This window comes from Caballeronia sp. LZ028, from assembly GCF_031451415.1.
Taxonomy (GTDB): domain Bacteria; phylum Pseudomonadota; class Gammaproteobacteria; order Burkholderiales; family Burkholderiaceae; genus Caballeronia; species Caballeronia zhejiangensis.
Window position 1 is genome coordinate 393,130 of record NZ_JARUXN010000001.1, and the last position, 21,023, is coordinate 414,152.

The 21,023-nt window shown below is 63.4% G+C and carries 22 protein-coding genes; 4 read left to right on the forward strand and 18 right to left on the reverse strand.

Annotated elements, in window-relative coordinates; genetic code table 11:
- Nucleotides 1-63: 63 nt before the first annotated feature.
- The 13 genes from QCE58_RS01845 to QCE58_RS01905 all read right to left on the reverse strand — a co-directional run bounded on the left by QCE58_RS01845 (nt 64) and on the right by QCE58_RS01905 (nt 11,832).
- The gene (locus tag QCE58_RS01845) at nt 64-975 is read right to left on the reverse strand and encodes an MBL fold metallo-hydrolase (RefSeq protein WP_250520894.1); all 912 of its coding nucleotides are present in this window, start codon (nt 973-975) and stop codon (nt 64-66) included.
- The gene (locus QCE58_RS01850) at nt 972-1,529 is read right to left on the reverse strand and encodes a DUF1289 domain-containing protein (protein WP_250520923.1); all 558 of its coding nucleotides are present in this window, start codon (nt 1,527-1,529) and stop codon (nt 972-974) included. Before QCE58_RS01850 ends, QCE58_RS01845 begins: the two co-directional genes overlap by 4 nt.
- A 44-nt stretch (nt 1,530-1,573) precedes the next feature.
- Nucleotides 1,574-2,071, reverse strand: a complete 498-nt coding sequence (locus QCE58_RS01855; protein ID WP_008351951.1) for a YbaK/EbsC family protein — start codon at nt 2,069-2,071, stop codon at nt 1,574-1,576.
- 16 nt (nt 2,072-2,087) lie between these two features.
- Nucleotides 2,088-3,011 carry a hydroxymethylglutaryl-CoA lyase gene (locus tag QCE58_RS01860; protein ID WP_008351950.1) on the reverse strand — a complete coding sequence of 308 codons (924 nt, stop codon included), beginning with the start codon at nt 3,009-3,011 and terminating at the stop codon, nt 2,088-2,090.
- A 25-nt stretch (nt 3,012-3,036) separates the two neighbouring features.
- Nucleotides 3,037-3,978 carry a glyoxylate/hydroxypyruvate reductase A gene (locus QCE58_RS01865; protein WP_008351949.1) on the reverse strand — a complete coding sequence of 314 codons (942 nt, stop codon included), beginning with the start codon at nt 3,976-3,978 and terminating at the stop codon, nt 3,037-3,039.
- A gap of 19 nt (nt 3,979-3,997) precedes the next feature.
- A complete protein-coding gene (gene bioB, locus QCE58_RS01870; RefSeq protein WP_008351947.1) occupies nt 3,998-5,041 on the reverse strand; it encodes a biotin synthase BioB in 1,044 nt (347 codons plus the stop codon).
- A gap of 4 nt (nt 5,042-5,045) precedes the next feature.
- The gene (gene bioD, locus QCE58_RS01875; protein ID WP_250480213.1) at nt 5,046-5,747 is read right to left on the reverse strand and encodes a dethiobiotin synthase; all 702 of its coding nucleotides are present in this window, start codon (nt 5,745-5,747) and stop codon (nt 5,046-5,048) included.
- Nucleotides 5,744-6,943, reverse strand: a complete 1,200-nt coding sequence (bioF, locus tag QCE58_RS01880; protein ID WP_175979731.1) for an 8-amino-7-oxononanoate synthase — start codon at nt 6,941-6,943, stop codon at nt 5,744-5,746. The genes bioD and bioF overlap by 4 nt, the downstream gene beginning before the upstream one ends.
- A complete protein-coding gene (locus QCE58_RS01885; protein WP_250520895.1) occupies nt 6,940-8,250 on the reverse strand; it encodes an adenosylmethionine--8-amino-7-oxononanoate transaminase in 1,311 nt (436 codons plus the stop codon). The genes bioF and QCE58_RS01885 overlap by 4 nt, the downstream gene beginning before the upstream one ends.
- Before the next feature lie 283 nt (nt 8,251-8,533).
- A complete protein-coding gene (locus QCE58_RS01890) occupies nt 8,534-9,790 on the reverse strand; it encodes a dienelactone hydrolase family protein (protein ID WP_034470383.1) in 1,257 nt (418 codons plus the stop codon).
- A gap of 326 nt (nt 9,791-10,116) precedes the next feature.
- Nucleotides 10,117-10,536, reverse strand: a complete 420-nt coding sequence (locus tag QCE58_RS01895) for a YchJ family protein (RefSeq protein ID WP_034470386.1) — start codon at nt 10,534-10,536, stop codon at nt 10,117-10,119.
- Nucleotides 10,533-11,141, reverse strand: coding sequence for a glutathione S-transferase family protein (locus tag QCE58_RS01900; protein ID WP_008351936.1), 609 nt, complete (start codon nt 11,139-11,141; stop codon nt 10,533-10,535). The genes QCE58_RS01895 and QCE58_RS01900 overlap by 4 nt, the downstream gene beginning before the upstream one ends.
- Before the next feature lie 13 nt (nt 11,142-11,154).
- Nucleotides 11,155-11,832 carry an SDR family oxidoreductase gene (locus QCE58_RS01905; protein ID WP_008351935.1) on the reverse strand — a complete coding sequence of 226 codons (678 nt, stop codon included), beginning with the start codon at nt 11,830-11,832 and terminating at the stop codon, nt 11,155-11,157.
- Nucleotides 11,833-11,950: 118 nt separating this feature from the next.
- Here QCE58_RS01905 and ubiM point away from each other — a divergent pair, with 118 nt between their 5' ends.
- The 3 genes from ubiM to QCE58_RS01920 all read left to right on the forward strand — a co-directional run bounded on the left by ubiM (nt 11,951) and on the right by QCE58_RS01920 (nt 13,878).
- Nucleotides 11,951-13,132, forward strand: a complete 1,182-nt coding sequence (gene ubiM, locus QCE58_RS01910; protein WP_008351932.1) for a 5-demethoxyubiquinol-8 5-hydroxylase UbiM — start codon at nt 11,951-11,953, stop codon at nt 13,130-13,132.
- A gap of 91 nt (nt 13,133-13,223) precedes the next feature.
- Nucleotides 13,224-13,475, forward strand: a complete 252-nt coding sequence (locus tag QCE58_RS01915; RefSeq protein ID WP_250438849.1) for a hypothetical protein — start codon at nt 13,224-13,226, stop codon at nt 13,473-13,475.
- Nucleotides 13,462-13,878, forward strand: a complete 417-nt coding sequence (locus QCE58_RS01920; RefSeq protein WP_250518004.1) for a type II toxin-antitoxin system VapC family toxin — start codon at nt 13,462-13,464, stop codon at nt 13,876-13,878. The genes QCE58_RS01915 and QCE58_RS01920 overlap by 14 nt, the downstream gene beginning before the upstream one ends.
- Before the next feature lie 42 nt (nt 13,879-13,920).
- On the opposite strand, the gene QCE58_RS01925 is transcribed toward QCE58_RS01920, so the two are convergent.
- Genes QCE58_RS01925 through QCE58_RS01940 form a run of 4 tightly spaced genes read right to left on the reverse strand, consistent with a single transcriptional unit; the run spans nt 13,921 to nt 18,176 of the window.
- Entirely contained in the window at nt 13,921-15,114 is a 1,194-nt protein-coding gene (locus QCE58_RS01925; protein WP_250480219.1) for an acetyl-CoA C-acetyltransferase, read from the reverse strand.
- Nucleotides 15,107-15,886 (reverse strand): carbonate dehydratase, encoded by a 780-nt coding sequence (gene can, locus QCE58_RS01930; protein ID WP_008351926.1) that lies wholly within the window; start codon nt 15,884-15,886, stop codon nt 15,107-15,109. The genes QCE58_RS01925 and can overlap by 8 nt, the downstream gene beginning before the upstream one ends.
- A 30-nt stretch (nt 15,887-15,916) precedes the next feature.
- Nucleotides 15,917-17,719 carry a bifunctional isocitrate dehydrogenase kinase/phosphatase gene (gene aceK / locus QCE58_RS01935; protein WP_008351924.1) on the reverse strand — a complete coding sequence of 601 codons (1,803 nt, stop codon included), beginning with the start codon at nt 17,717-17,719 and terminating at the stop codon, nt 15,917-15,919.
- 34 nt (nt 17,720-17,753) lie between these two features.
- A complete protein-coding gene (locus tag QCE58_RS01940) occupies nt 17,754-18,176 on the reverse strand; it encodes a MerR family DNA-binding transcriptional regulator (protein WP_008351922.1) in 423 nt (140 codons plus the stop codon).
- Nucleotides 18,177-18,281: 105 nt separating this feature from the next.
- On the opposite strand from QCE58_RS01940, the gene QCE58_RS01945 reads away from it, so the two are divergent.
- Nucleotides 18,282-19,355 (forward strand): MBL fold metallo-hydrolase, encoded by a 1,074-nt coding sequence (locus QCE58_RS01945; RefSeq protein ID WP_250520896.1) that lies wholly within the window; start codon nt 18,282-18,284, stop codon nt 19,353-19,355.
- 6 nt (nt 19,356-19,361) lie between these two features.
- Here the strand turns inward: QCE58_RS01945 and QCE58_RS01950 are convergent, their stop codons facing one another.
- On the reverse strand, nt 19,362-20,957 hold the full coding sequence (locus tag QCE58_RS01950) for an ABC transporter substrate-binding protein (RefSeq protein ID WP_250433892.1): 1,596 nt from the start codon (nt 20,955-20,957) through the stop codon (nt 19,362-19,364).
- Nucleotides 20,958-21,023: the final 66 nt, after the last annotated feature.

The window sequence follows — 21,023 nt, forward strand, 5'->3', positions numbered from 1 at the left end:
TCCATATGATTCTGCCGCTTGCCGTAGCTGACAAGCGGCTTTCTTTTTGTGCACTCGGGCGGTTCAGGCCACCGACACGGTTTCGCCGCTCACGTTCACCGAGCCGCCGCGCGCCAGTTCCCCGACGATTTTCTCGACGAGCGTATGACATTCGCCCGATGGCGCAAGCGCATCGGCGGCGGCGCGCATCGCGCGGGCGTCTTGCGTCATCGTGACGAGCGCATCGAGCGTCAGCGTGCGCACTTCCATCAACTTGAAGACGATCAGCACCTTGAGCGCGTTCTTCGCGTTGCGCGCGGGATCGGCCTCCAAGTATTCGAGTCGCGACGAAGCGACCTCGAGCGCGCGCGCAACGTCCGTGAACGGCGCGCCGTGGCCGGGAATCACGATATCGACGTCGAGCGTCGATATGAGTTCGAGCACCGCGCGTTCTTCCGCGAAACCGCTGTCGCCTTCGAGTTCGGGAAAGATCACGCCGAAGCCGTTTTCCCACAACGCGTCCGCGCTGATGAGCACGCGCGTCTCGGGGCAATGGAGCATCAGCGAATGCGGATCGTGGCCGGGCGCGCCGAGCACGTTCCAGTCGAAGCCGCCGAGCGCGAGCGTCGCGCCGTGCGCGATCGTGCCCGTGGAATCGAAGCGATCGCAGCGCTGGCCGGTCGCCCGAAACGTGAGCGCGTCTTCGTCCCACGCGCGCACCGCGTGCGCTTCGCTTGCGGGAATCAGCGTGTCGCAGGCGTACGTGCGCTGGAGCAGCGCGTTGCCGCCGCAATGATCCGAATGCAGATGCGTGTTGACGATCAGATCGAGCTTGCGCGCGCCGAGCTTTTGTTTGACCAGCGCGAGCGTTTGCGGCGCGTGGGATACATAGCCCGTATCGACGATCGCGGTGCCTTCGGCGCTTCTGAACAGCACGTTGTTCGACGAGAGCCAGCCGCGCTCGAAGACCGTCATCGACTCCGGCAGCGTTCTCACGCGCGTGTCTCCAGCGGCATCACGACGATGGTCGCCGTCGCCTTCATCACCGTTTCGCCGAGCTGATTGCGCGCGTCGCCTTCCAGCTTCACGAGATCCCCGTTCAGACTCGCTTTCCACTTCGCTTCGGTCACGCGCCAGGACATCGCGAGCACGTCGTTCGCCTTCACCGCGCGCGTCAGCCTGATGCCGAATTCGAGTCCGAGCGGCTGCGCGTATTGCGAGAAGTGCGTGGCGAGCATCGCCATCAGATGCGCGGTCGGCTGCGTGCCCGATGCGATCAGCGCACCGAAACGGCTTGCGCGCGCGTAGGCGTCGTCGTGATGCAGCGGGTTGAGATCGTTGACGAGCGTCGCGAAGTGCTTGATCGAATCGGGCGGCAGCGCGAGCGTCGCGTCGAACGATTCGCCGAGCGTCACCACGCGCGCGCCCTGACGACGGCTCTCGACGCGCGCGAGCACCGCGCGTTTCGCGTCATCGTCATGCGACGACCACGCGGCGATTTCGCCGATGTTGCGAAAGCAGCCGTCGCAGAAACCGGTCTCCGGATTCATGCGGCATACATCGACGCACGGCGACGCAATGTCCGTCACATTCGTCACGATTCCGCCGTCTCGCGCAACGCAACGTCCGCGACCGGCGCGCCCGTCAGCTCGATCAATTCCTGCGGCGACAGATTGAACACCGCGTGCGGATGCCCGGCCGCCGCCCACAGGCTGTCGAGCGCGAGCAGGTCTTCGTCGATGAGCGTGACCGGCGTGACCGCATGGCCGATCGGGCACACGCCGCCGATCGCGTAGCCGGTCTTCTCGCGCACGAACTTCGCGTCCGCGCGCGCCAGAGCGCCGACGCGCGCCGCGACCTTCGCTTCATCGACGCGATTCGCGCCGCTCGCGATCACGAGCACGGGCGCGTCGTCTTCCTTGCGGCGAAACAGAATCGACTTGGCGATCTGCGCGACCTCGCAGCCGAGGCCGGCCGCCGCTTCCGCCGACGTCTTGCCGGTTTCGGGCAGCATCACGACGTCATGCGGATGGCCGCGTTCCTTCAACAAAAGCGCGACGCGGCGCGCGGAATCGGGCAATTGATCGATCATCTTTGTCCTTTGTTGTTCAGACGCAGGCGGCGGCGCCGTCGCGTTTCTTCGTGAAGATCGCCTTTCCTGCACGCGACGAACTCGGCTTGCCGATCGCGCGCGAAATGAAATCGCCGATATCGACGAGCTGATCCAGATCGACGCCGGTCTCGATGCCGAGCCCGTTCATCAGATACACGACGTCTTCGGTCGCGACATTCCCGGTCGCGCCCTTCGCATACGGACAGCCGCCGAGCCCCGCCACCGACGCGTGGAAGATCTCGATGCCTTCGAGCAGCGCCGCATAAATGTTGCCGATGGCTTGCCCGTACGTGTCGTGGAAATGTCCGGAAAGGCGCTCGCGCGGAAACGCTTTCTGCGCTGCCGCGAGCACTTCGCGCGTGCGTTTGGGCGTGCCGACGCCGATGGTATCGGCGATATCGATCTCGTCGCAGCCGAGCGCTTTCATGCGTTCGACGACATCCACGACCGATTCGATGCTCACTTCGCCCTGATACGGACAGCCGAGCGCGCACGAGATGGATCCGCGCAGCCGCATGCCGGCGTCCTTCGCGGCTTTCGCGACCGGCTCGAAGCGCGCGATGCTCTCCGCGATGCTGCAATTGATGTTCTTCTGCGAGAACGCCTCGCTCGCCGCGCCGAAGATCACGATTTCATCGGCTTTGGCTTCGAGCGCGCCTTCGAAGCCGCGCATGTTCGGCGTGAGCACGGAGTAGATCGTGCCCGGACGGCGCTCGATGCCGGCCATGAGTGCGGCGGCGTCGGACATTTGCGGCACCCATTTCGGCGACACGAACGATGTCGATTCCACGTTCACGATGCCCGCCCGCGCGAGCCGGTTCACGAGCTCGATCTTGGTTTCGGTGGGCACGAATTCCTTTTCGTTCTGCAGGCCGTCGCGCGGCCCGACTTCGACGATTTTCACTTTTGACGGAATCATGTCTCTGTCTCCTTTCGATGTGGTCTCAGTACCCGCGCTTGAAATCGACGATGCCGCTGATCGGCTCGCCGCGCGCGAGCGCTTTGATCTTGCCGGCGATCTGCACGATGCTTTCCTCGCGCAGCGTTTCCGCCGAAATATGCGGCGTCACCGACACGCGCGGATGCGTCCAGAACGGATGTTCCTGCGGCAGCGGCTCGGTGTGGAAGACATCGAGCGTCGCGGCGGCGATCTGGCCGCTGTCGAGCGCGGCGATGAGATCGGCATCGACGAGATGCGGGCCGCGCGCCACGTTCACCAGATACGCGCCGCGCGCGAGCTTGCCGAACGTGCGCGCGTTCAGAATGCCTTCGGTGTCCGGCGTGTGCGGCAACAGATTGATGAGCACTTTTACGCCGTCGAGAAACGCGTCGAATTCGTCCGCGCCCGCGTGAACGTGGACGCCTTCGATCGTCTTCGGCGTGCGGCTGTATCCGCGCACGGGCACGCCGAGTTTCAGCAAACCCTTCGCGACTTCCGCGCCGAGCACGCCGAGCCCGAGCACGCCGACAGTGAACGATTCGCGCGCGTGCTGCGGCAGTTTTTCCCAGCGGCCTTCGCGTTGCAGCGCGTCGTATTCGTCGAAGCGGCGCAGGTAGCGCAGCACGCAGTACGTCGCGTATTCGACCATCTGCTGCGCCATGCCGGTGTCTTCGAGACGCACGAGCTTCGCGTTCGGCGGCAGCGTGCCGGGTTCGCGGCGCTCGACATCGAGAATCGCGTCGACGCCCGCGCCGAGATTGAACACGGCCTGAAGATCGGGACGATTCGCAAAGAGCTCGCGCGGCGCGCGCCACACGATCGCGTAGTCGGCGCTCGCGGTGTCGCCCGGCTCCCATACGCGCAGGTCCGCATCGGGCAACTCGCGTTTCAGGCCGCCGAGCCACGCGTCGATATCGGCGCCCTTCTCGTAGAAGATGATTTTCATGGCCGCGTCCGTTTTCCGTTTAGTTCGCGTGCTTGTGTCCGCAACCGCGTTCGGCTTCCTGCGCGCCGGCGTTCTGCGCGGCTTCCGCGCGCATGCCGAGGCGCTCGATCAGCTTGCGGTCGGCTTCGGCTTGCGGGTTGCTCGTCGTCAGAAGCTGATCGCCGTAGAAGATCGAGTTTGCGCCCGCCGCGAAGCACAGCGCCTGCAACGCTTCATCCATCTGCTCGCGTCCGGCGGACAGACGCACCATCGCCTTCGGCATCGTGATGCGCGCGACCGCGATCGTCCTCACGAACTCGAACGGATCGAGCGCGTCGACGCCGGTGAGCGGCGTGCCCGCGACCTGCACGAGATTGTTGATCGGCACCGATTCCGGATACGGCTCCATGTTCGCGAGCTGCGAGATCAGTCCCGCGCGTTCGCGTCGCGATTCGCCCATGCCGACGATCCCGCCACAGCACACGTTGATGCCCGCGTCGCGAACGTGTTCGAGCGTATCGAGGCGATCCTGATACGTGCGCGTCGAAATGATCTGGCCGTAGAACTCCGGCGACGTGTCGAGATTGTGGTTGTAGTAATCGAGGCCGGCGTCGCGCAAGCCTTGCGCCTGATGCGCTTCGAGCATGCCGAGCGTCACGCAGGTTTCGAGGCCCATCGCCTTCACGCCGCGAATCATGTCCTTGATCGGCTCGAGATGGCGATCCTTCGGATTGCGCCACGCCGCGCCCATGCAAAAGCGCGTCGCACCGTTCGACTTCGCGACTTCGGCGGCCTTCAGGACTTCATCGACGTCCATCAGTTTTTCGGCCTTGAGGCCGGTGTCGTGATGCACCGACTGCGGACAGTACGCGCAATCTTCCTCGCAGCCGCCCGTCTTGATCGACAGCAGCGTGGACAACTGCACCGCGTTCGGATCGAAGTGTTCGCGATGCACGGTCTGCGCGCGGAAGAGCAGATCGTTGAACGGCAGTTCGTACAGCGCGACGACATCGGCGACGCGCCAGCGCTGCATCGGTTGCGGCGTGGTTTTCGAGGTGGTCTCAGTGGCGATTTGCTGTGTCATGTATTCAATCCTTTTGATGAAGCGAGTCGGTCAGAGCGCCGATATCGAGCGAATCGGCGGCGCGCGTTGCATCGGGTGCCGCGAGATGCGGAATCACGCCGATGAGCGGCGCCTTGATGCGTTGTTTCAGTGTTGCGATGTTTTCGTCGGGATACAGCATATTCGGATCGACGCGATTCGCCACCCAGCCGGCGAGCTTCAGGCCGCGCGACGCGATGGCTTCGACCGTCAGCAACGCATGGCTGATGCAGCCGAGCCGCATGCCGACGACGAGCACGACCGGCAGATTCAGCGCGACGGCGAGATCGGCGGTGTCGTGCGTGTCGGTGAGCGGCACGCGAAAACCGCCGACGCCTTCCACGACGACGATATCCGCTTTCGTCATCGCGAACTGATGCGCTCGCACAATGCGCCCGATGTCGAGCGCCACGCCTTCGCGCGCCGCAGCGATATGCGGCGCGATCGGCTCGCGCATCATGAACGGCGTGCGGATGTCGTTCGGCAGCGCGACGTTCGCGGCGGCGTCGAGCTGATCGGCGTCTTCGTTGTGCAGCACGCCGTCGCGCTCGACCGCGCCCGACGCGATCGGCTTCATCGCGGCGGCGGAAAGGCCCGCGCGCGCGAAGCCGTGCAGCAGCGCGCAAGAGACGAGCGTCTTGCCGATTTCCGTATCGGTTCCGGCGACGAACAGGGATAAAGCGGTCATAGCGTATTCAAAGCGTTTAACGCGTGATCGAGCCGCGCGAGATCGTCCTCACTGTGCGCGGCGGAAAGGGAAATGCGCAGGCGCGACGTGCCCGCCGGAACCGTCGGCGGACGAATCGCCGGAACCCAGAGGCCTTGCTTGTCGAGCGCGGCGGCGATTTCCAGCGTTTCGTCGTTGCCGCCGATCACGAGCGGCTGAACGGCGGTATGCGAATCGACCGGCATCCAGCGCGTGCGTTTCAGCATCGCGCGCGTGGTGTCGATGAGCAACGCGAGGTGCGCGCGGCGCGCGTCGCCTTCATCGCCCGCGATGATTTCGATGCTCTTCGACACCGCATGCGCGACCGCCGGCGCGGACGCCGTCGTGAAGATATACGGACGCGCGCGCTGAATGAGCCATTCGATGACGGTTTCATCCGCCGCGACGAACGCGCCCGACACGCCCGCCGCCTTGCCGAGCGTGCCGACATAGACGAGATGCGGCGAGCGCAGTGCGTAATGCGCCAGCGCGCCGCGTCCTTGCGGGCCGAGCACGCCGAAGCCGTGCGCGTCGTCGACGACGAGCCACGCGCCGTACTTCTCCGCAAGCTCGACGAGACGCGCGAGCGGCGCGATATCGCCGTCCATGCTGAACACCGTGTCGGTGACGATGAGCTTCGTCGCCGTTTCGTCGCGGGAGGCGTCGAGCATCGCGTCGAGCGCGTCGATGTCGGCGTGCGGATAAATCTGCGTTTGCGCGCGCGACAGGCGCACGCCGTCGATCAGCGATGCGTGATTGAGCGCGTCCGAAAACACGAGCGTGCCGCGTCCGGCGAGCGCCGTGACGACCGCGAGGTTCGCCATGTAGCCGGTGCTGAAGTAAAGCGCGCGCGGGTTGTCGACGAAACCGCCCGAGAACGCGGCGAGATCGTCTTCGAGTTGCGCGTGCGCGCGTGAATGGCCGCCCAGCAGATGCGAACCGCCGCTGCCCGCGCCGAAAAGCGACGCGCCTTCGGCGAGCGCCGCGCGAATCGCATCGTGCGCGGCGAGGCCGAGATAATCGTTGCTCGCGAAGCCGACGATCGCGCGGCCATCGACGGTCATGTGCGCGGAACAGGCGCCGTCGATCGTCTTGCGGCGACGCCGCAGGCCGCGCGCATCGATATCGTTCAAGCCCTGTTCGAGCGTTTCGTACAACGCTCTCGCTGTCGTGCTCATGCTGCGACCCCCGCGAGCGTGGCGTCGAGCGTTTCGCGCGTGCGTTGCGCGAGGAGCAGCAGTTCGTCGTCGGAGAGGATGTACGGCGGCATCATGTAGACCGTCGTGCCGATGGGGCGCATCAGCAGTTCGCGCTGCAACGCGTTTGCGAAGAAGCGGCGCGAGAACGTCTTGTCGTCGATATCGACATCGAACGCGAAGATCGTGCCGCGATTGCGCAGATTCTTCACGCGTTCGTGCTCGCCGACGCGCGCGCGCAACGCCTCGCCCAGCAACGCCGATTTGCGTTTGTTTTCCGCGAGCACCTTCGCGCTGTCGAACAGATCGAGCGTCGCCAGCGCGGCGCGGCACGCGAGCGGATTGCCCGTGTACGAATGCGAATGCAGAAAGCCGCGCGTGACGTCGTCGTCGTAGAACGCGGCGTAGATGTCGTCGCGCGTGAGCACGATCGAAAGCGGCAAGTATCCGCCGCTGATGCCCTTCGACAAGCAGATGAAATCAGGCCAGATGCCCGCCTGCTCGCACGCGAAAAAAGTGCCGGTGCGCCCGCAGCCGACCGCGATTTCATCGGCGATCAGATGCACGCCGAATTCGTCGCACAGCGCGCGCAAACGCGTGAGATACGACGCGTCGTACATCGACATGCCGGCCGCGCACTGCACGAGCGGCTCGACGATCACGGCCGCAAGCTGCGACGCGCGCTGCCCGAAGAGCGCGCGCATCGCGGCGATGGCTTCGTCGACGCCGACCGCCGCCGGCGACGCGACCACATGCGCGTGACGGATCAGCGGATCGTAAGCGTCCTTGAAAATGGCGACGTCCGTCACGCCGAGCGCGCCGATCGTTTCGCCGTGATAGCTGTTCGCGAGACACGCGAATTCGCGCTTCTCGCTTGCGCCGCGATTGCGCCAGAAGTGAAAGCTCATCTTCAGCGCGATCTCGACCGCCGACGCGCCATCGGACGCGAAAAACGCATGGCCGAGCGTGCGATCGGTGAGCGCGCAAAGACGCTCGGCCAGTTCGACGGCCGGCGCGTGCGTGCAGCCCGCGAGCATCGCGTGTTCGAGCGTGTCGAGTTGATCCTTGAGCGCGCGGTTGATGTCGTCGTTCGCGTGGCCGAAGAGATTGACCCACCACGAACTGATCGCATCGAGATAGCGGTGGCCTTCGTGGTCGTAGAGCCACGCGCCCTTGCCGCGCGCGATCGGCACGAGCGGCACGCGCTCGTGATGTTTCATCTGGGTGCACGGATGCCACACGGCCGCAAGCGAGCGGGCAACCCAGTCCTGATTGGCTTCTGTGTTCAAAAACGGCTCCCAGGCCCGCGCGCGCGATGCGGGCCGGATACATCGGGCAAGCGCCAGGCGCCTGCGTTACGGGGAAACTGCGTGAAAACTGCGCGAGTCAATTATCCCTAAAACATGGCCGACCTTCCGTATTCGGAAGGTTTTTTGGACATGCGTGCGCGCGCAATGGAAATGCGAAAACGCGCTATCGCGTGCAACGTCGGCCAAATGGGTCGCTTAACGTGCGATCGACGCAAAAACGCCGGCGCGAAGGCCGGCGTTCCCGACAGGCGGAAAAGGTGTTCTAGCGTGACGCCGTCTGCGTCTCGGCGGCCTGATCGTTCCAGACGACGCGATTATTCACCGCGTACAGCCGGCACGGATCGGCGCTCTGCTTCTGGCAGCTCGCGATGGCGACGGCCATCGGATCGTCGCCGCCTTCGGCCCACGACCACGCGCCCGAATCGGACACGGCGAACGCGCGGCTCGAATACTGCGAAAGGAAGTTGCGATAACCGGCGCGGCCGTTTTCATCGACGAACGGCACGGCCTGCACGGAATCGAGGTCCGCGAAGTGCGTCGCGTTCGGCATGCGCGGCTCGGCCACCTGATATTGCACGGCGGTCGGCATGCCGATCTGCGCGAGGAAGGCCTTCACGCGCGGCCACCAGATCTGCACGCCGTCGCGGTCGCCGACGAGCCGATGCGCGTCGTTCTTGTAGCTGCCGAAATCGACCATGTTGGCGCGCGCGCCGTGCGCGGTGAACGCGGTGTACATCTGCGCGGACAAGTCGCCGTCCCAGACCGAATCGTTGTCGCCGTAGAGCCACAGCGACGGCAGGCGCACGTTCTGCCCGTAATCGCCGAACGCGTTGACGAGATTCTTCCGCCAGTCGCCGCATTCGTCCTGACGCAGCCCGCCCGAGAAATTGATGAGACCGCGCACGCCGGGCGCCGCGACGGCATCGCGCGCGCCGTAGGCGATGGTCGTCAAACCGCCGTGCGACGTGCCCGCGACGACGATATGCGTCTTGTCGACATACGCTTGCTGGCTCATATAGGCGATGGTCGCGGCGACGTCCTGCGCTTGCGCGAACCCGTTCGCCTCGACGTCGCAGCCGTGGCCGGTGTAATCGCCGCCCGAGCCCGCGAAGCCGCGCCGGTTCGGCACGACGACGACATAGCCGTGGCGCACGAATTCACGCGCGAGCGCGACCGGGCGATTGCGCGGTTGCGCGTGCGAATCGCCGGGGAGCTTGCCGTGATTGAAGACGATCATCGGGAACGGGCCGGCGCCGTCCGGCTTGAACACGGTGGTTTCGAGCGAGATGTCGGCTTCGGGAATCTCGATGACGCTTTCGTTCAGTCCGATCGCGACGACGGGCAGGCCGGCATCGAGCGAATCGGGAATCTGCGAGAGCGTCTGGCCGAACGCGGGCGCCTGCAGACCTTCGGATTGACGCACGCCGCCGACCGGTTCGGCACGCACGGCGGACGTGACGAGCGATGCCGCGAGCGCGCACACCATGCTGCATCCGACCAACCAGGTTCTGATCGCCATCCGTGAACTCCGACTGCGCTTCCAAAGGACGTTGATACGGCGAGCCCCGAACGTCTTTTTGAAGTCACAAACCTATCGCGCTGCTCGATGAGAGCAGTATCGGCTGCGGGTTCCGGGAGTCATGCCCTGAAAAGGCATGACAATTGGCTTCAAAACGGGGCTTCGCTGCGAGTGTCCGGGCACGGGAATGACAGCGCCCTGACGTGAACACAGATTAACCGTTCAAAATTGCACTGCACAATAAGAGAAACCCCGTAACTGTTTAATCTGTAAGGAAATTCTTAGGAATAATACCGCGTGCCACAGCATATTTCTTAAAGGAATATTTAGTTTTCTTTAATCTGACCATCGACATAGATCCAGTTTCCGGCGCTGTCTCGCGTGAAGCGGCTGGCTTCGTGCAAACGATGCGCGCGCCCGCCGACCTTGTAGCGCGCGACGAACTCGACTTCCTCGTGATTCGCGTCGGTCGGCGTGTGGCGTTTGATCTGCAAGCCGAGCCAGCGCGTGCCGGCGTCGGAGGCGTCGAGATCGGGCGGGCAGGTCGCTTCCGCCCAGGTCGCGCGCAGATACGCGGTGTCGCCGAGCACGTAGGCGGTGTAGCGCGAGCGCATCAGTTCCATTGCGTTCGCGGGCTTTTCGCCGCCTTCGATGAATCGTCCGCAACACGCGTCGTAACGCGGCGCGCGCGCGTCAGGCCGCTGGCCGGGCGCGGCGCCGCCGCACGGACATTCCACGAACTTCATTGATCGACACCCGGCATGACGACATGGCGCGGCTGGCTGCGCACGCGTTCGAGCCACGCGCGGATCGCCGGATAGCGCGACAGATCGAGATTCGCCTGATCCGCGACATGCGTGTACGCGTACAGCGCGATATCGGCGACGGTGTAGCGCTCGCCGACTAAAAACGTGCGCGTCGACAAATGCCGTTCCATCACGTCGAGCGCGCGATACGAACCGGCGATCTTCTCCGGCAGACGCGCGTCGCCGGGATTCTTCTGAAACTGCAGGATGAAGCGCGCCACCGCGACATACGGCTCGTGGCTGTACTGCTCGAAGAACATCCACTGCAGCACTTGCGCGCGTTCGAGCCGGTCGTCGGGCATGAGCGGCGTGCCGTCGGCGAGATAGCAGAGAATCGCGTCGGATTCGGAGAGCGTCGTGTTCTCGTCGATGACGAGCACCGGCACCTTGCCGTTCGGATTCAGCTTTTTGAATTCGTCGGTGCGCGTTGCGCCGTTCATCATGTCGACTTCGTGCCAGACATAAGGCTGGCCGAGCTGTTCGAGGACGAGGCGAACCTTGTGACAGTTGCCCGATGCCGAAACGCCGTGTACCTGATAGGTCACATTCACTCCTTGTTCACCATTCGATCTTCGTGCCGTCGTACTGCACGAAAGTCCCGTTGAATTCCTCGCGCAGCGCGCCCGCTTCGGCGATCACCGCGCGCATGCCGGCGACGCTGCGCGCGACGTCGATCGCCGCCGATGGCCCGCCCATTTCCGTGCGAACCCAGCCCGGATGCAGCGCGATGCACGCCGAATGCCGCGATTCCAGCGACGCCACCTTCAGCGCAGAATTGAGCGCCGCCTTGCTCGCGCGATACAGCCAGCCGGTCGTGCCGCTCGTCTCGGCGATGCTGCCCATCTTGCTCGACACGACCGCGAGCACGCCGTTCGCGGCGTCGGTCAGCGGCAGGAGCACGGGAATCAGTTGCATCGGACCACGCACGTTGGTGTGCATGACCTGATCGAAGTCCTCCGCGCCGATCGTCTCGACGCCTTCGGTGCGCGGTCCATACACGCCCGACACGACGATCGCGACATTCAGCTTTTCCTCGTCCAGTTGCCAGGCGAGCGCGGCGATCTGCTCGGGCTGCGTGACGTCGAGCGGGAAGGTTTGCGCACCCATCGCGTCGAGCGCGGAGAGCGAGGTTTTATCGCGGGCCGTGGCGAGCACGCGCCAGCCGTCGCGACAATATTCGCGTGCGAATTCGTGGCCGAGGCCGCGCGACGCGCCGACGATCAGAACCGTTTTCATGAGCGACATGTTCCTTGTGTGAACAGACTTCGTGAATATAACGCGCGACCCGCTGTCGCGGATCGCCGTTCGGCCTTTCGGCTATCGTTGTGCGCTTTCAAACAGCAGGACCGGAAAGATGATGCAAACCGATGTCGTGATCGTCGGCGCGGGGCCGGCGGGCTTGTGTCTCGCGAACGCGCTGAGCGGCGCGGGTTTGTCGATCGTGTTCGTCGAGCAGCAAAGCCACGACGCGCTGCGCGAGCCCGCCTTCGACGGCCGCGAGATCGCGTTGACGCAGAAATCCGTCGCGTTTCTCAAGACGCTCGGCGTGTGGGAGCGCATCGACGCGCACGCGAAATCGCAGTTGGCCGATGCGCGCGTTTTCAACGGATCGTCGCCGTTCGCGATGAAAATCGGTCATGCGCTTTCCGGTCACGACGAGCTCGGTTGGCTCGTGTCGAATCATCTGATCCGGCGCGCCGCGTTCGAAGCAGTGAGCGCGGACGTCCGCATCATGACGTCCGAACGCGTGACCGACCTCGATACCGACGCATGTGGCGCGCGCGTGCGGCTCGAAAGCGGCGAGACGATCGCGGCGCGGCTCGTCGTCGCGGCGGACAGCCGGTTCTCCGCGACGCGCCGCATGATGGGCATCGCCGCCGACATGCACGATTTCGGCAAGTCGATGTTGGTCTGCTGCATGACGCACGACGTGCCCCACGATCACGCGGCGTGGGAATGGTTCGGCCACCGGCAGACGCTCGCGCTCTTGCCGATGAATCCCGATCCGGAGACGGGCGCGCATCGGTCGTCGGTTGTGGTGACGCTCGAGGCGCGCGACATCGAGCGCCTGAGCAAGCTCGACGAGGATGCGTTCAATCGCGAGATCGAACGCCGCTTCGAGCGCAGACTCGGAACGATGGCGCTGCGCACGACGCGGCATGTTTATCCGCTGGTGTCGGTTTATCCGAAGCGCTTCGTGGCGAAGCGTTTTGCGACGGTCGGCGATGCGGCGGTCGGCATGCATCCGGTCACGGCGCACGGGTTCAACTTCGGGCTGGCCGGCATCGAGACGCTCACGCGCGCGATTCGCGACGCGCAGGCGGCGGGGCTCGACATCGCCGGCGATGGGCTGCTCGCGCGATATGAAGCGAAGCATCGGCAGGAAACGCGGCCGCTTTATCTGATCACGCGATTCATCACGGAGGTTTATACGCGCGACTCGCTGCCGGCGCGGATCGCGCGCGATGCGATGCTGCGGATCGGAGAGAAGCTGACGCCGTTCAAGCGGGCCGTGGCGATGTCGCTGGCGGGGTGAGTGAGATTTCGCTTATTTCGTTTGGATGACTAGTCGTGCTTATTGAATTCGATAGAGTGACGACTGTCGCAACATCGATAAGGAGCCGAGCATGTTCAAGATCATCAAGGCCGAGTTACCTTGGAATATAACCGCCGAGGAGATTCGCGAATACGCGGAACAGGCTGCCATCCGTCGCAAGCTCGAGATCGAAAGCCGCAAAGGGACGGCCGAGGAATACATCGACAGTCCCGAGTACAACAGCCGTTTCATCGATCATCTGCTGAACTTTCCGAAACTCGACGTGGAGGACGACTTCTTCGATCGTCATCCGAAACGAGGAGCCTCCGATGTATCTGGCTGATACGAACGTGATCAGTGAAACGAGACTCGAAGAACGCGCCAATGAAGGCGTTCGCGTGTTCTTCCGGCAAGCCAAGCTCGATAAGAGATGCGTTCATCTCTCCGTCGTGACTGTCGCGGAACTTCGACAGGGCGTCGAGCGGGTGCGCCGAAGAGGCGATAAACGGCAGGCCGAAAAGCTCGAATCGTGGGTGAACAACGTCCTGCGAGAATACGACACGAGAATCCTGCCGGCGGGCAAGGAGATCGGCAGGCTATGGGGAAACCTGCGCGCGCCGCACCCTGAACCCGCTTTGGACAAGCGCATAGGCGCAACGGCCATTTTCCACGGATTGACGGTGGTCACGCGCAACGTCAGAGACTTCGAGCGAATGGGCGTCGAGATGCTGAATCCCTTCGAATAGGAATGAATGCGGCCCGGCTCGCGCCGGACCGGCCCGGAACACTCAAACCAACTCCACCCCCATCGCCGTCGCCTCCCCACCGCCGATACACAAGCTCGCCACCCCGCGCTTCAGCCCACGCGCCTTCAACGCACCGAGCAGCGTCACAAGAATCCGCGCGCCCGACGCACCGATCGGATGCCCGAGCGCGCACGCGCCGCCGTTCACATTGACCTTGTCATGCGGCAGATCGTGCTCACGCATCGCGGCCATCGTCACGACGGCGAACGCTTCGTTGATTTCATACAGATCGACATCGCCCGCGCGCCAGCCGTTTTTCTCGAAGAGCTTGCTGATCGCGCCGACGGGCGCCGTCGTGAACAAGGCCGGTTGTTGCGCGAACGTGCTGTGTCCGGCGATACGCGCGATCGGCGTGACGCCGAGCCGCATCGCGGTCGATTCGCGCATCATCACGAGCGCCGCCGCGCCATCGGAAATCGACGACGAATTCGCGGCCGTCACCGTGCCGTCCTTCGCGAACGCGGGCTTGAGCGACGGAATCTTCTCGATGTTCGCCTTGAACGGCTGCTCGTCGCGCCCGATCACCGTATCGCCCTTCCTGCCCTGTACCGTCACGGGCGCGATTTCCCAGTCGAACGAACCATCGTCGTTCGCTCGCTGCGCGCGCCGCAGCGATTCGACCGCGAACGCATCCTGCGACTCGCGCGAGAACGCATACGACGAAGCGCATTGCTCCGCGAACGCGCCCATCAGACGGCCTTTTTCGTAAGCGTCTTCGAGGCCGTCGAGGAACATGTGATCGAGAACCTGACCGTGACCCATGCGCATGCCGCCGCGCGCTTTCGGCAGCAGATACGGCGCGTTCGTCATGCTTTCCATGCCGCCCGCGACGATCACGTCGACCGATCCGGCCAGCAGCATGTCGTGCGCGAACATCGCCGCGCGCATGCCCGAGCCGCACATCTTGTTGATCGTCGTGCAGCCGGTGGATAGCGGCAAGCCCGCGCCGAGCGCCGACTGACGCGCGGGCGCCTGACCCTGACCGGCGGGCAGCACGCAGCCCATGATGGCTTCGTCGATCTGCTCGGGTTTCAATCCCGCGCGTTCGACCGCCGCCTTCACCGCAGCAGCGCCAAGCTGCGGCGCGGTCAGCGACGCGAAATCGCCCTGAAACGCGGCCATCGGCGTGCGCGCCGCCGACACGATGACGATCGGATCGTTCCTTGTCTCACTCATGTTTCAGCTCCTTGATGACGCCCTTGATCACTTCGGGAACGTCGCCCAAGCGTTCGGCAAGTGCCGCATCTGACGCGAGGACATCGTTTTCCGCGGAATGCGCGCCGCTGCGAGTCATCGCGGCAACGCACGACTGATAAACCGGATCGATCTCGGCCGGTGCGCCGATCATCATGCCCATGTTGCGCAGGCGGCCGTCGTGCACGCCGTAGGTCCAGCCGTGCACGGTGAGCTCCTGTCCGCGCGCCCATGCGTCCTGAACGACGGTCGTGCGGCACACGTTGATGGTCTGCTCGATCGTGTTCAGCTCCACGAGACGGCGATGGCGCGCGTCGCCCATCGGCCATTCGTCGAGCAGCGCGCCGTGCTTTTCGCGCACGTCTTCGACATGGCGCAGCCAGTTATCGGCGAGACCGACGCGCCGCCCGACGAGCGCCGCGCCCACGCCCGAGCAGCCGTAATGGCCGACGACCATGATGTGCTTCACCTTCAGCAGATCGACGGCGAACTGGATCACCGACAGACAATTGAGATCGGAGTGCACGACGACGTTCGCGATGTTTCTGTGCACGAAGACTTCGCCCGGCGGCAAGCCGATGATCTCGTTGGCCGGCACGCGCGAGTCCGCGCAGCCGATCCACAGATATTCGGGCGTCTGCTGATGCGCGAGGCGCTCGAAGAAAGCGGCGTCTTCGGCGAGCTTGCGTTCGACCCATTCCTGATTGTTTGCGAACAGGTGAGCAAGCGGCGTTTTATCGTCAATGTGGTTCATGTTCGAAAGTCAAAAGCCGGACCGCGCGCTTCACGCGGCGCGCGCGTCCGATCGGCCGGGCTCGTCGAAACGCTCCGGATAACGGATGCAGAATCGGACGTCCCGGTCATAGGGAAAGAAATCGGCGAGTTCGCCGCGCAGCAGTTGTTCCTTGTGATGCTGCCAGAACGCGGGATCGAAAAAATCCGCGTGATGACGCATGAACGCTTCGCGCACGCGCGGATCGCCGAGCAAAAATGTGCCGTACGTTTCGGGAAAGATATCGTGCGGCCCGACGGTATACCACGGTTCGCCGGACAGCTCGTCCTCTTCCGTGCGCGGCGCAGGGACGCGGCGCACGTTGCAATCGGTCAGATACTCGATTTCATCGTAGTCGTAGAACACCACACGACCGTGCCGCGTCACGCCGAAGTTCTTGTACAGCATGTCGCCGGGGAAGATGTTCGCCTGAATCAGCTGTTTGATCGCGTCGCCATATTCCTTGATGCCGTGATCGACGTCGTCGGCGTTCCCGTTCTGAAGGAACAGATTGAGCGGCACCATGCGGCGCTCGATATACACATGCCGGATGACGAGCTTGTCGCCTTCGTATTCGATCATCGAAGGCGCTTCCTTTTCGAGTTCGCGGATGAGCGCGTCGTCGAGGCGCGCGACCGGCAGGGCGACGCTCGAATATTCGAGCGTATCGGCCATTCGGCCAACGCGATCGTGCCGCTTCACGAGCTGATACTTGTCCTGAATCTTCTGCCGCGTGGTTTCCTTCGGCGGCGGAAACGCGTCCTTGATGAGCTTGAACACGTAAGGAAACGACGGCAGCGTGAAGACGATCATCACGAGTCCCTTGATGCCCGGCGCGACGATGAACTTATCGCTCGAATGCGACAGATGATGCAGCAAGTCGCGATAGAAATCGTTCTTGCCCTGCTTCTGCAAACCGACCGACGTATAGATTTCGGCCTTCGGCTTACGCGGCATGATCGTGCTCAGAAATTGCACGAACGCCGACGGCACTTCCATATCGACGAGAAAATACGAATGCGAGAAGCTGAAGATGATGAGCACCTGCTCGCGCGAGAGCAGCACGGTATCGAGCGCGAGCAAGCCGGGCTTCGTATGCCGGATCGCGATGGCGAAGGGCAGCAGCGCATCGCCGTTGATGATCCGCCCGACGACATACGCCGCCTTGTTGCGAAAGAACAGCGACGAAAGCACATGAATCTGAAAGTTCGGCGCGGGCGTGATATCGCCGAAGGCTTCGCGCAGCGCCTGCATCACGCATTGCACGTCGCGCGGCAAATCCTCGAACGGCGGTTCCAACTGAAAGTTCGTGACGATGCGTTCGAGCGTCGCGGCGAGGCCGTCCTTTTCCGGGTAATACGCGCGATACGTCGGCTTTGCGGCGGGCTCGTCGTTCTCGATGTATTCCGTCGAAATGGCCGGCCGCACAAAGATGAAGTCATTGTTGAAGTACGAGCGATGCAGGATCTTGCAGCACACGGAATTGAAGAACGTTTCCGCGCATTCCGGCTGACGATGCGTCGTCAGCAAGCCGATGTAATGCAGCTTGATCTGCTGCCACACGTCGTCCTCGATATTCTCCGCGTCGTATTCGTCTTCGAGCGCCGTCACGCATTCCGTGACGCGATCGTCATACGACGCGATGCGATCGCGCGCCAGTTGTTGCAACGCGAGCCAGTCGCCGCGCTCGAATAGCTCCTTCGCCTTGATCGCGGCTTCGCGGAACACGCGGTAATGATGCTCGAAGCCTTCGAGTATCGTCTTGGCGACATCGAAGCCGATTTGCGACGAGAGCAGCTTGGGGAAATGATTCATATCGACCCTGCGCTTCCTGTGCGGGCGTCACGCGTTATGCCGCTTTGGGTTTGCGTGCACGCTTTTCCGCGCCCGCCGCGAGCAGCGCGCGGCCCTGTTCCTCATACGCGGAAAGTTCGGCGAGCGTCGTGTTCAGGTCTTCGAGCTGACGCTGCAGCACTTCGCGATGCGCCGCGATCGTATCGACGAAAGCCTGTAGCTGCGTCGCGGTGCCGGTAGGCGAGTCATACAGATCGAGCAGCGTGCGGATTTCCGACAGCGTGAAACCGAGCCGCTTGCCGCGCAGCGTGAGCTTGAGGCGCGTGCGATCGCGCGCCGAATACACACGCCGCAGGCCGTTCGAGCCTTCGCGCTTCGGCGCGAGCAGCCCCTGATCTTCGTAAAAGCGAATGGCGCGCGGCGTAATGTCGAACTCGCGCGCCAGTTCGGTGATCGTGTAATGCGTCGGTTGGGTCATTGCCGGCCGGCAGCGCAAATGCGCGCGCAACGTTAGAATGGACGTTTACGTTATCGTCAACTTGGCCAAATTGCAACGCGGCGCAAACCCGGAGGCAGGCACCGAATGAACGCACTCGAACACCAGCTCGACTATGTTTTCGCGGACCGGCTGCCCGAATCGGGCGGCGTCATGGAAGTGGCGCCGGGCGTGTTCTGGCTGCGCATGCCGCTGCCGTTCGCGCTCGATCACATCAATCTGTGGCTGCTCGCCGATGAAATCGACGGTGTGAAAGGCTGGACCGTCGTCGATTGCGGCATTTCGAGCGATACGATCCGCGCGAACTGGGAGCGCGTGTTCGATTCCGTGCTCGATGGAAAGCCGGTGCTGCGTGTGATCGTCACGCATTGTCATCCGGATCATCTGGGACTTGCCGACTGGATCTGCACGGGCGGCGACAAGCATCGATGGAACGTGCGCCTGTGGATGTCGCTCGGCGAATACGCGATGGGCCGCGTGATGGCCGCCGGCGACGGCTCGAACGCGGGCGGCGAGCGAGCGGCGGCGCATTTCGCGGCGCACGGCCTGTCCGACGAAGCGTCGCTCGATGCGCTGCGCAAGCGCGATAGCTATTACCCGACGCTCGTGCCGTCGATTCCGGCGGAATATCGGCGTATTTGCGATGGCGATGTCATGCGTATCGGCACGCGCAATTGGGAAGTGGTGTCGGGCTACGGCCATTCGCCGGAGCACAGCGCGCTTTTCTGCGCCGCCGACAAGTTGCTCATTTCCGGCGACATGGTGTTGCCGCGCATTTCGACAAACGTGTCGGTGTTCGCGGTCGAGCCGGAAGGCAATCCGCTTGCGCTGTATCTGGAATCGCTCGGCCGCTACGAAACCATGCCCGCCGATACGCTCGCGCTGCCCTCACACGGCAAGCCGTTTCGCGGCGTGCAAACGCGCATCGGGCAATTGCGCGAGCATCATCGCGCGCGGCTGGCGGAAGTGCGCGACGCGTGCGCTCAAAAGCCATGCAGCGCCGCAGACATCGTCCCGCTCATGTTCAAGCGCAAGCTCGATATTCATCAGATGACGTTCGCGCTCGGCGAAGCGCTCGCGCATCTGAATCTGCTTTGGCTCGATGGCACGCTGAAACGTCAGACCGGCGCTGACGGCGTGATCCGGTTCACGCCGGCCTGACTTCGCTTACTGCACGGAAACAGCGCCGAAATTCACGCGCCCGAACGGACTCACGTTATAGCCGCTGACGTTCGCGCGCGTGAGCGCCGCCGCCGTCGGATAGACGAGCGGAATCCACAGCGCCTGATCGTGGATGATCTTCTGCGCATCGACATACGACTTCGTGCGTTTGGCGACATCGGCGGTCGACTTGCCATCGGCGATGAGCTTGTCCAGTTGCGGATCGCAATAGCGCGCGAAGTTGATGCCTGACTTCACCGCGTTGCAACTGAAAAGCGGCGACATGTAGTTGTCCGGGTCGCCGTTGTCGCCGGCCCAGCCCATGAACAGCATGTCGTGCTGACCCTGCTTCGCCTGCTTGATGAGTTCGCCCCATTCGATCACTTTCACCTGCGCCTTCACGCCGATTTTCGCGAGATCGGCTTGCAGCAATTCCGCGCCCGCCTTCGGATTCGGATTGAGCACGCTGCCGTTCGGGCGTACCCAGATCGTCGTGTCGAAACCGTTCGGAAAGCCCGCATCGGCGAGCAGCTTCTTCGCATCGGCGGATGAATATTTGTACGCCTCGATGCTCTTGTCGTAACTCCACGTATTCGGCGGATACGGGTTCACCGCTTGCGTCGCCGTGTTGTCGAACACGGTCTTCATGTAGGTCGTGCGATCGAAGGCCATGTTGATCGCCTGACGCACCTTCGGATTGTCGAGCGGCTTCTTCTGCGTGTTGAGCGCGACGAACGCCGTCATGAATGCGGGCGCTTCGCTCACCTTCAGCGACTTGTCCTTCTTCGCGTCGATGACGTCCTGCGGCTTCGGCGACAGCGCGATCTGGCATTCGCCCGCCTTGATCTTCTGCGCGCGCACGGCGGCGTCGGGCGTGATCGCGTAGATCAGCCGGTCGATCTTCGGTTTCGCGCCCCAGTACGACGGATTCACGTCGTAGCGGATGACCGAATCTTTCGTGTAGCTCTTCAGCACGAACGGGCCGGTGCCGATCGGCTTGCTGTTCAGATCGACCTGCTGGTTCGCCTTCAGCAGCTTGTCCGCATATTCGGCCGAATAGATCGATGCGAAGCCCATCGTGAGGATCGGCACGAAGGTCGCGTTCGGCTCGTTGAGCTCGAACTTCACGGTATGGTCATCGACTTTCGATACGGCCTTGATGAGCTTCACGAGGCCCATCGACTGCGCGTGCGGAAAGCCGCTCGCGCCCGCGATCTTGTGCCACGGATTGTCGTCCGAGAGCATGCGCGAGAACGTGAACACGACGTCGTCGGCACTGAGCGGACGCGTCGGCTTGAAGTAATCGGTCGTCTGAAACTGAACGTTCGGACGCAGATGGAATGTGTACGTGAGCCCGTCGCTCGTCACGTCCCACTTTTCCGCGAGCGAGGGCACGACCTTCTTCGCGGCTTCGTCGTAGGAGACGAGCGTATTGAAGATGACATCCGCCGATGCGTTGGTCGTTACGAGCGAATTGAATTGCACGACATCGAAGCCGTCCGGGCTCGATTCGGTGCAGACGGTGAGCGGCTTGGACATCGCGAGCATCGGCGCGGCGAGCATGGCCATCGCGGCGGCCGCGGCGAAGAGTTTCAGACGCATGAGATCTCCCGTGATCTTCATTTTTGTTCGTGGATGAGCTTGAGCACGCGCAGCAAGCGACGCGCC

Excerpts from the sequence above, each read along its gene's own strand:
- QCE58_RS01915 (WP_250438849.1), top strand. The coding sequence starts at position 13,224 with ATGTTCAAGATCATCAAGGCCGAGTTACCTTGGAATATAACCGCCGAG.
- ubiM (WP_008351932.1), top strand. The coding sequence starts at position 11,951 with ATGATGCAAACCGATGTCGTGATCGTCGGCGCGGGGCCGGCGGGCTTG.
- QCE58_RS01940 (WP_008351922.1), bottom strand. The coding sequence starts at position 18,176 with ATGACCCAACCGACGCATTACACGATCACCGAACTGGCGCGCGAGTTC.
- QCE58_RS01950 (WP_250433892.1), bottom strand. The coding sequence starts at position 20,957 with ATGCGTCTGAAACTCTTCGCCGCGGCCGCCGCGATGGCCATGCTCGCC.
- QCE58_RS01945 (WP_250520896.1), top strand. The coding sequence starts at position 18,282 with ATGAACGCACTCGAACACCAGCTCGACTATGTTTTCGCGGACCGGCTG.
- QCE58_RS01850 (WP_250520923.1), bottom strand. The coding sequence starts at position 1,529 with ATGAATCCGGAGACCGGTTTCTGCGACGGCTGCTTTCGCAACATCGGC.
- QCE58_RS01895 (WP_034470386.1), bottom strand. The coding sequence starts at position 10,536 with ATGAAGTTCGTGGAATGTCCGTGCGGCGGCGCCGCGCCCGGCCAGCGG.
- QCE58_RS01890 (WP_034470383.1), bottom strand. The coding sequence starts at position 9,790 with ATGGCGATCAGAACCTGGTTGGTCGGATGCAGCATGGTGTGCGCGCTC.
- QCE58_RS01860 (WP_008351950.1), bottom strand. The coding sequence starts at position 3,011 with ATGATTCCGTCAAAAGTGAAAATCGTCGAAGTCGGGCCGCGCGACGGC.
- bioF (WP_175979731.1), bottom strand. The coding sequence starts at position 6,943 with ATGAGCACGACAGCGAGAGCGTTGTACGAAACGCTCGAACAGGGCTTG.
- bioB (WP_008351947.1), bottom strand. The coding sequence starts at position 5,041 with ATGACACAGCAAATCGCCACTGAGACCACCTCGAAAACCACGCCGCAA.
- bioD (WP_250480213.1), bottom strand. The coding sequence starts at position 5,747 with ATGACCGCTTTATCCCTGTTCGTCGCCGGAACCGATACGGAAATCGGC.
- QCE58_RS01925 (WP_250480219.1), bottom strand. The coding sequence starts at position 15,114 with ATGAGTGAGACAAGGAACGATCCGATCGTCATCGTGTCGGCGGCGCGC.
- QCE58_RS01920 (WP_250518004.1), top strand. The coding sequence starts at position 13,462 with ATGTATCTGGCTGATACGAACGTGATCAGTGAAACGAGACTCGAAGAA.
- QCE58_RS01905 (WP_008351935.1), bottom strand. The coding sequence starts at position 11,832 with ATGAAAACGGTTCTGATCGTCGGCGCGTCGCGCGGCCTCGGCCACGAA.
- can (WP_008351926.1), bottom strand. The coding sequence starts at position 15,886 with ATGAACCACATTGACGATAAAACGCCGCTTGCTCACCTGTTCGCAAAC.
- QCE58_RS01855 (WP_008351951.1), bottom strand. The coding sequence starts at position 2,071 with ATGATCGATCAATTGCCCGATTCCGCGCGCCGCGTCGCGCTTTTGTTG.
- QCE58_RS01865 (WP_008351949.1), bottom strand. The coding sequence starts at position 3,978 with ATGAAAATCATCTTCTACGAGAAGGGCGCCGATATCGACGCGTGGCTC.
- aceK (WP_008351924.1), bottom strand. The coding sequence starts at position 17,719 with ATGAATCATTTCCCCAAGCTGCTCTCGTCGCAAATCGGCTTCGATGTC.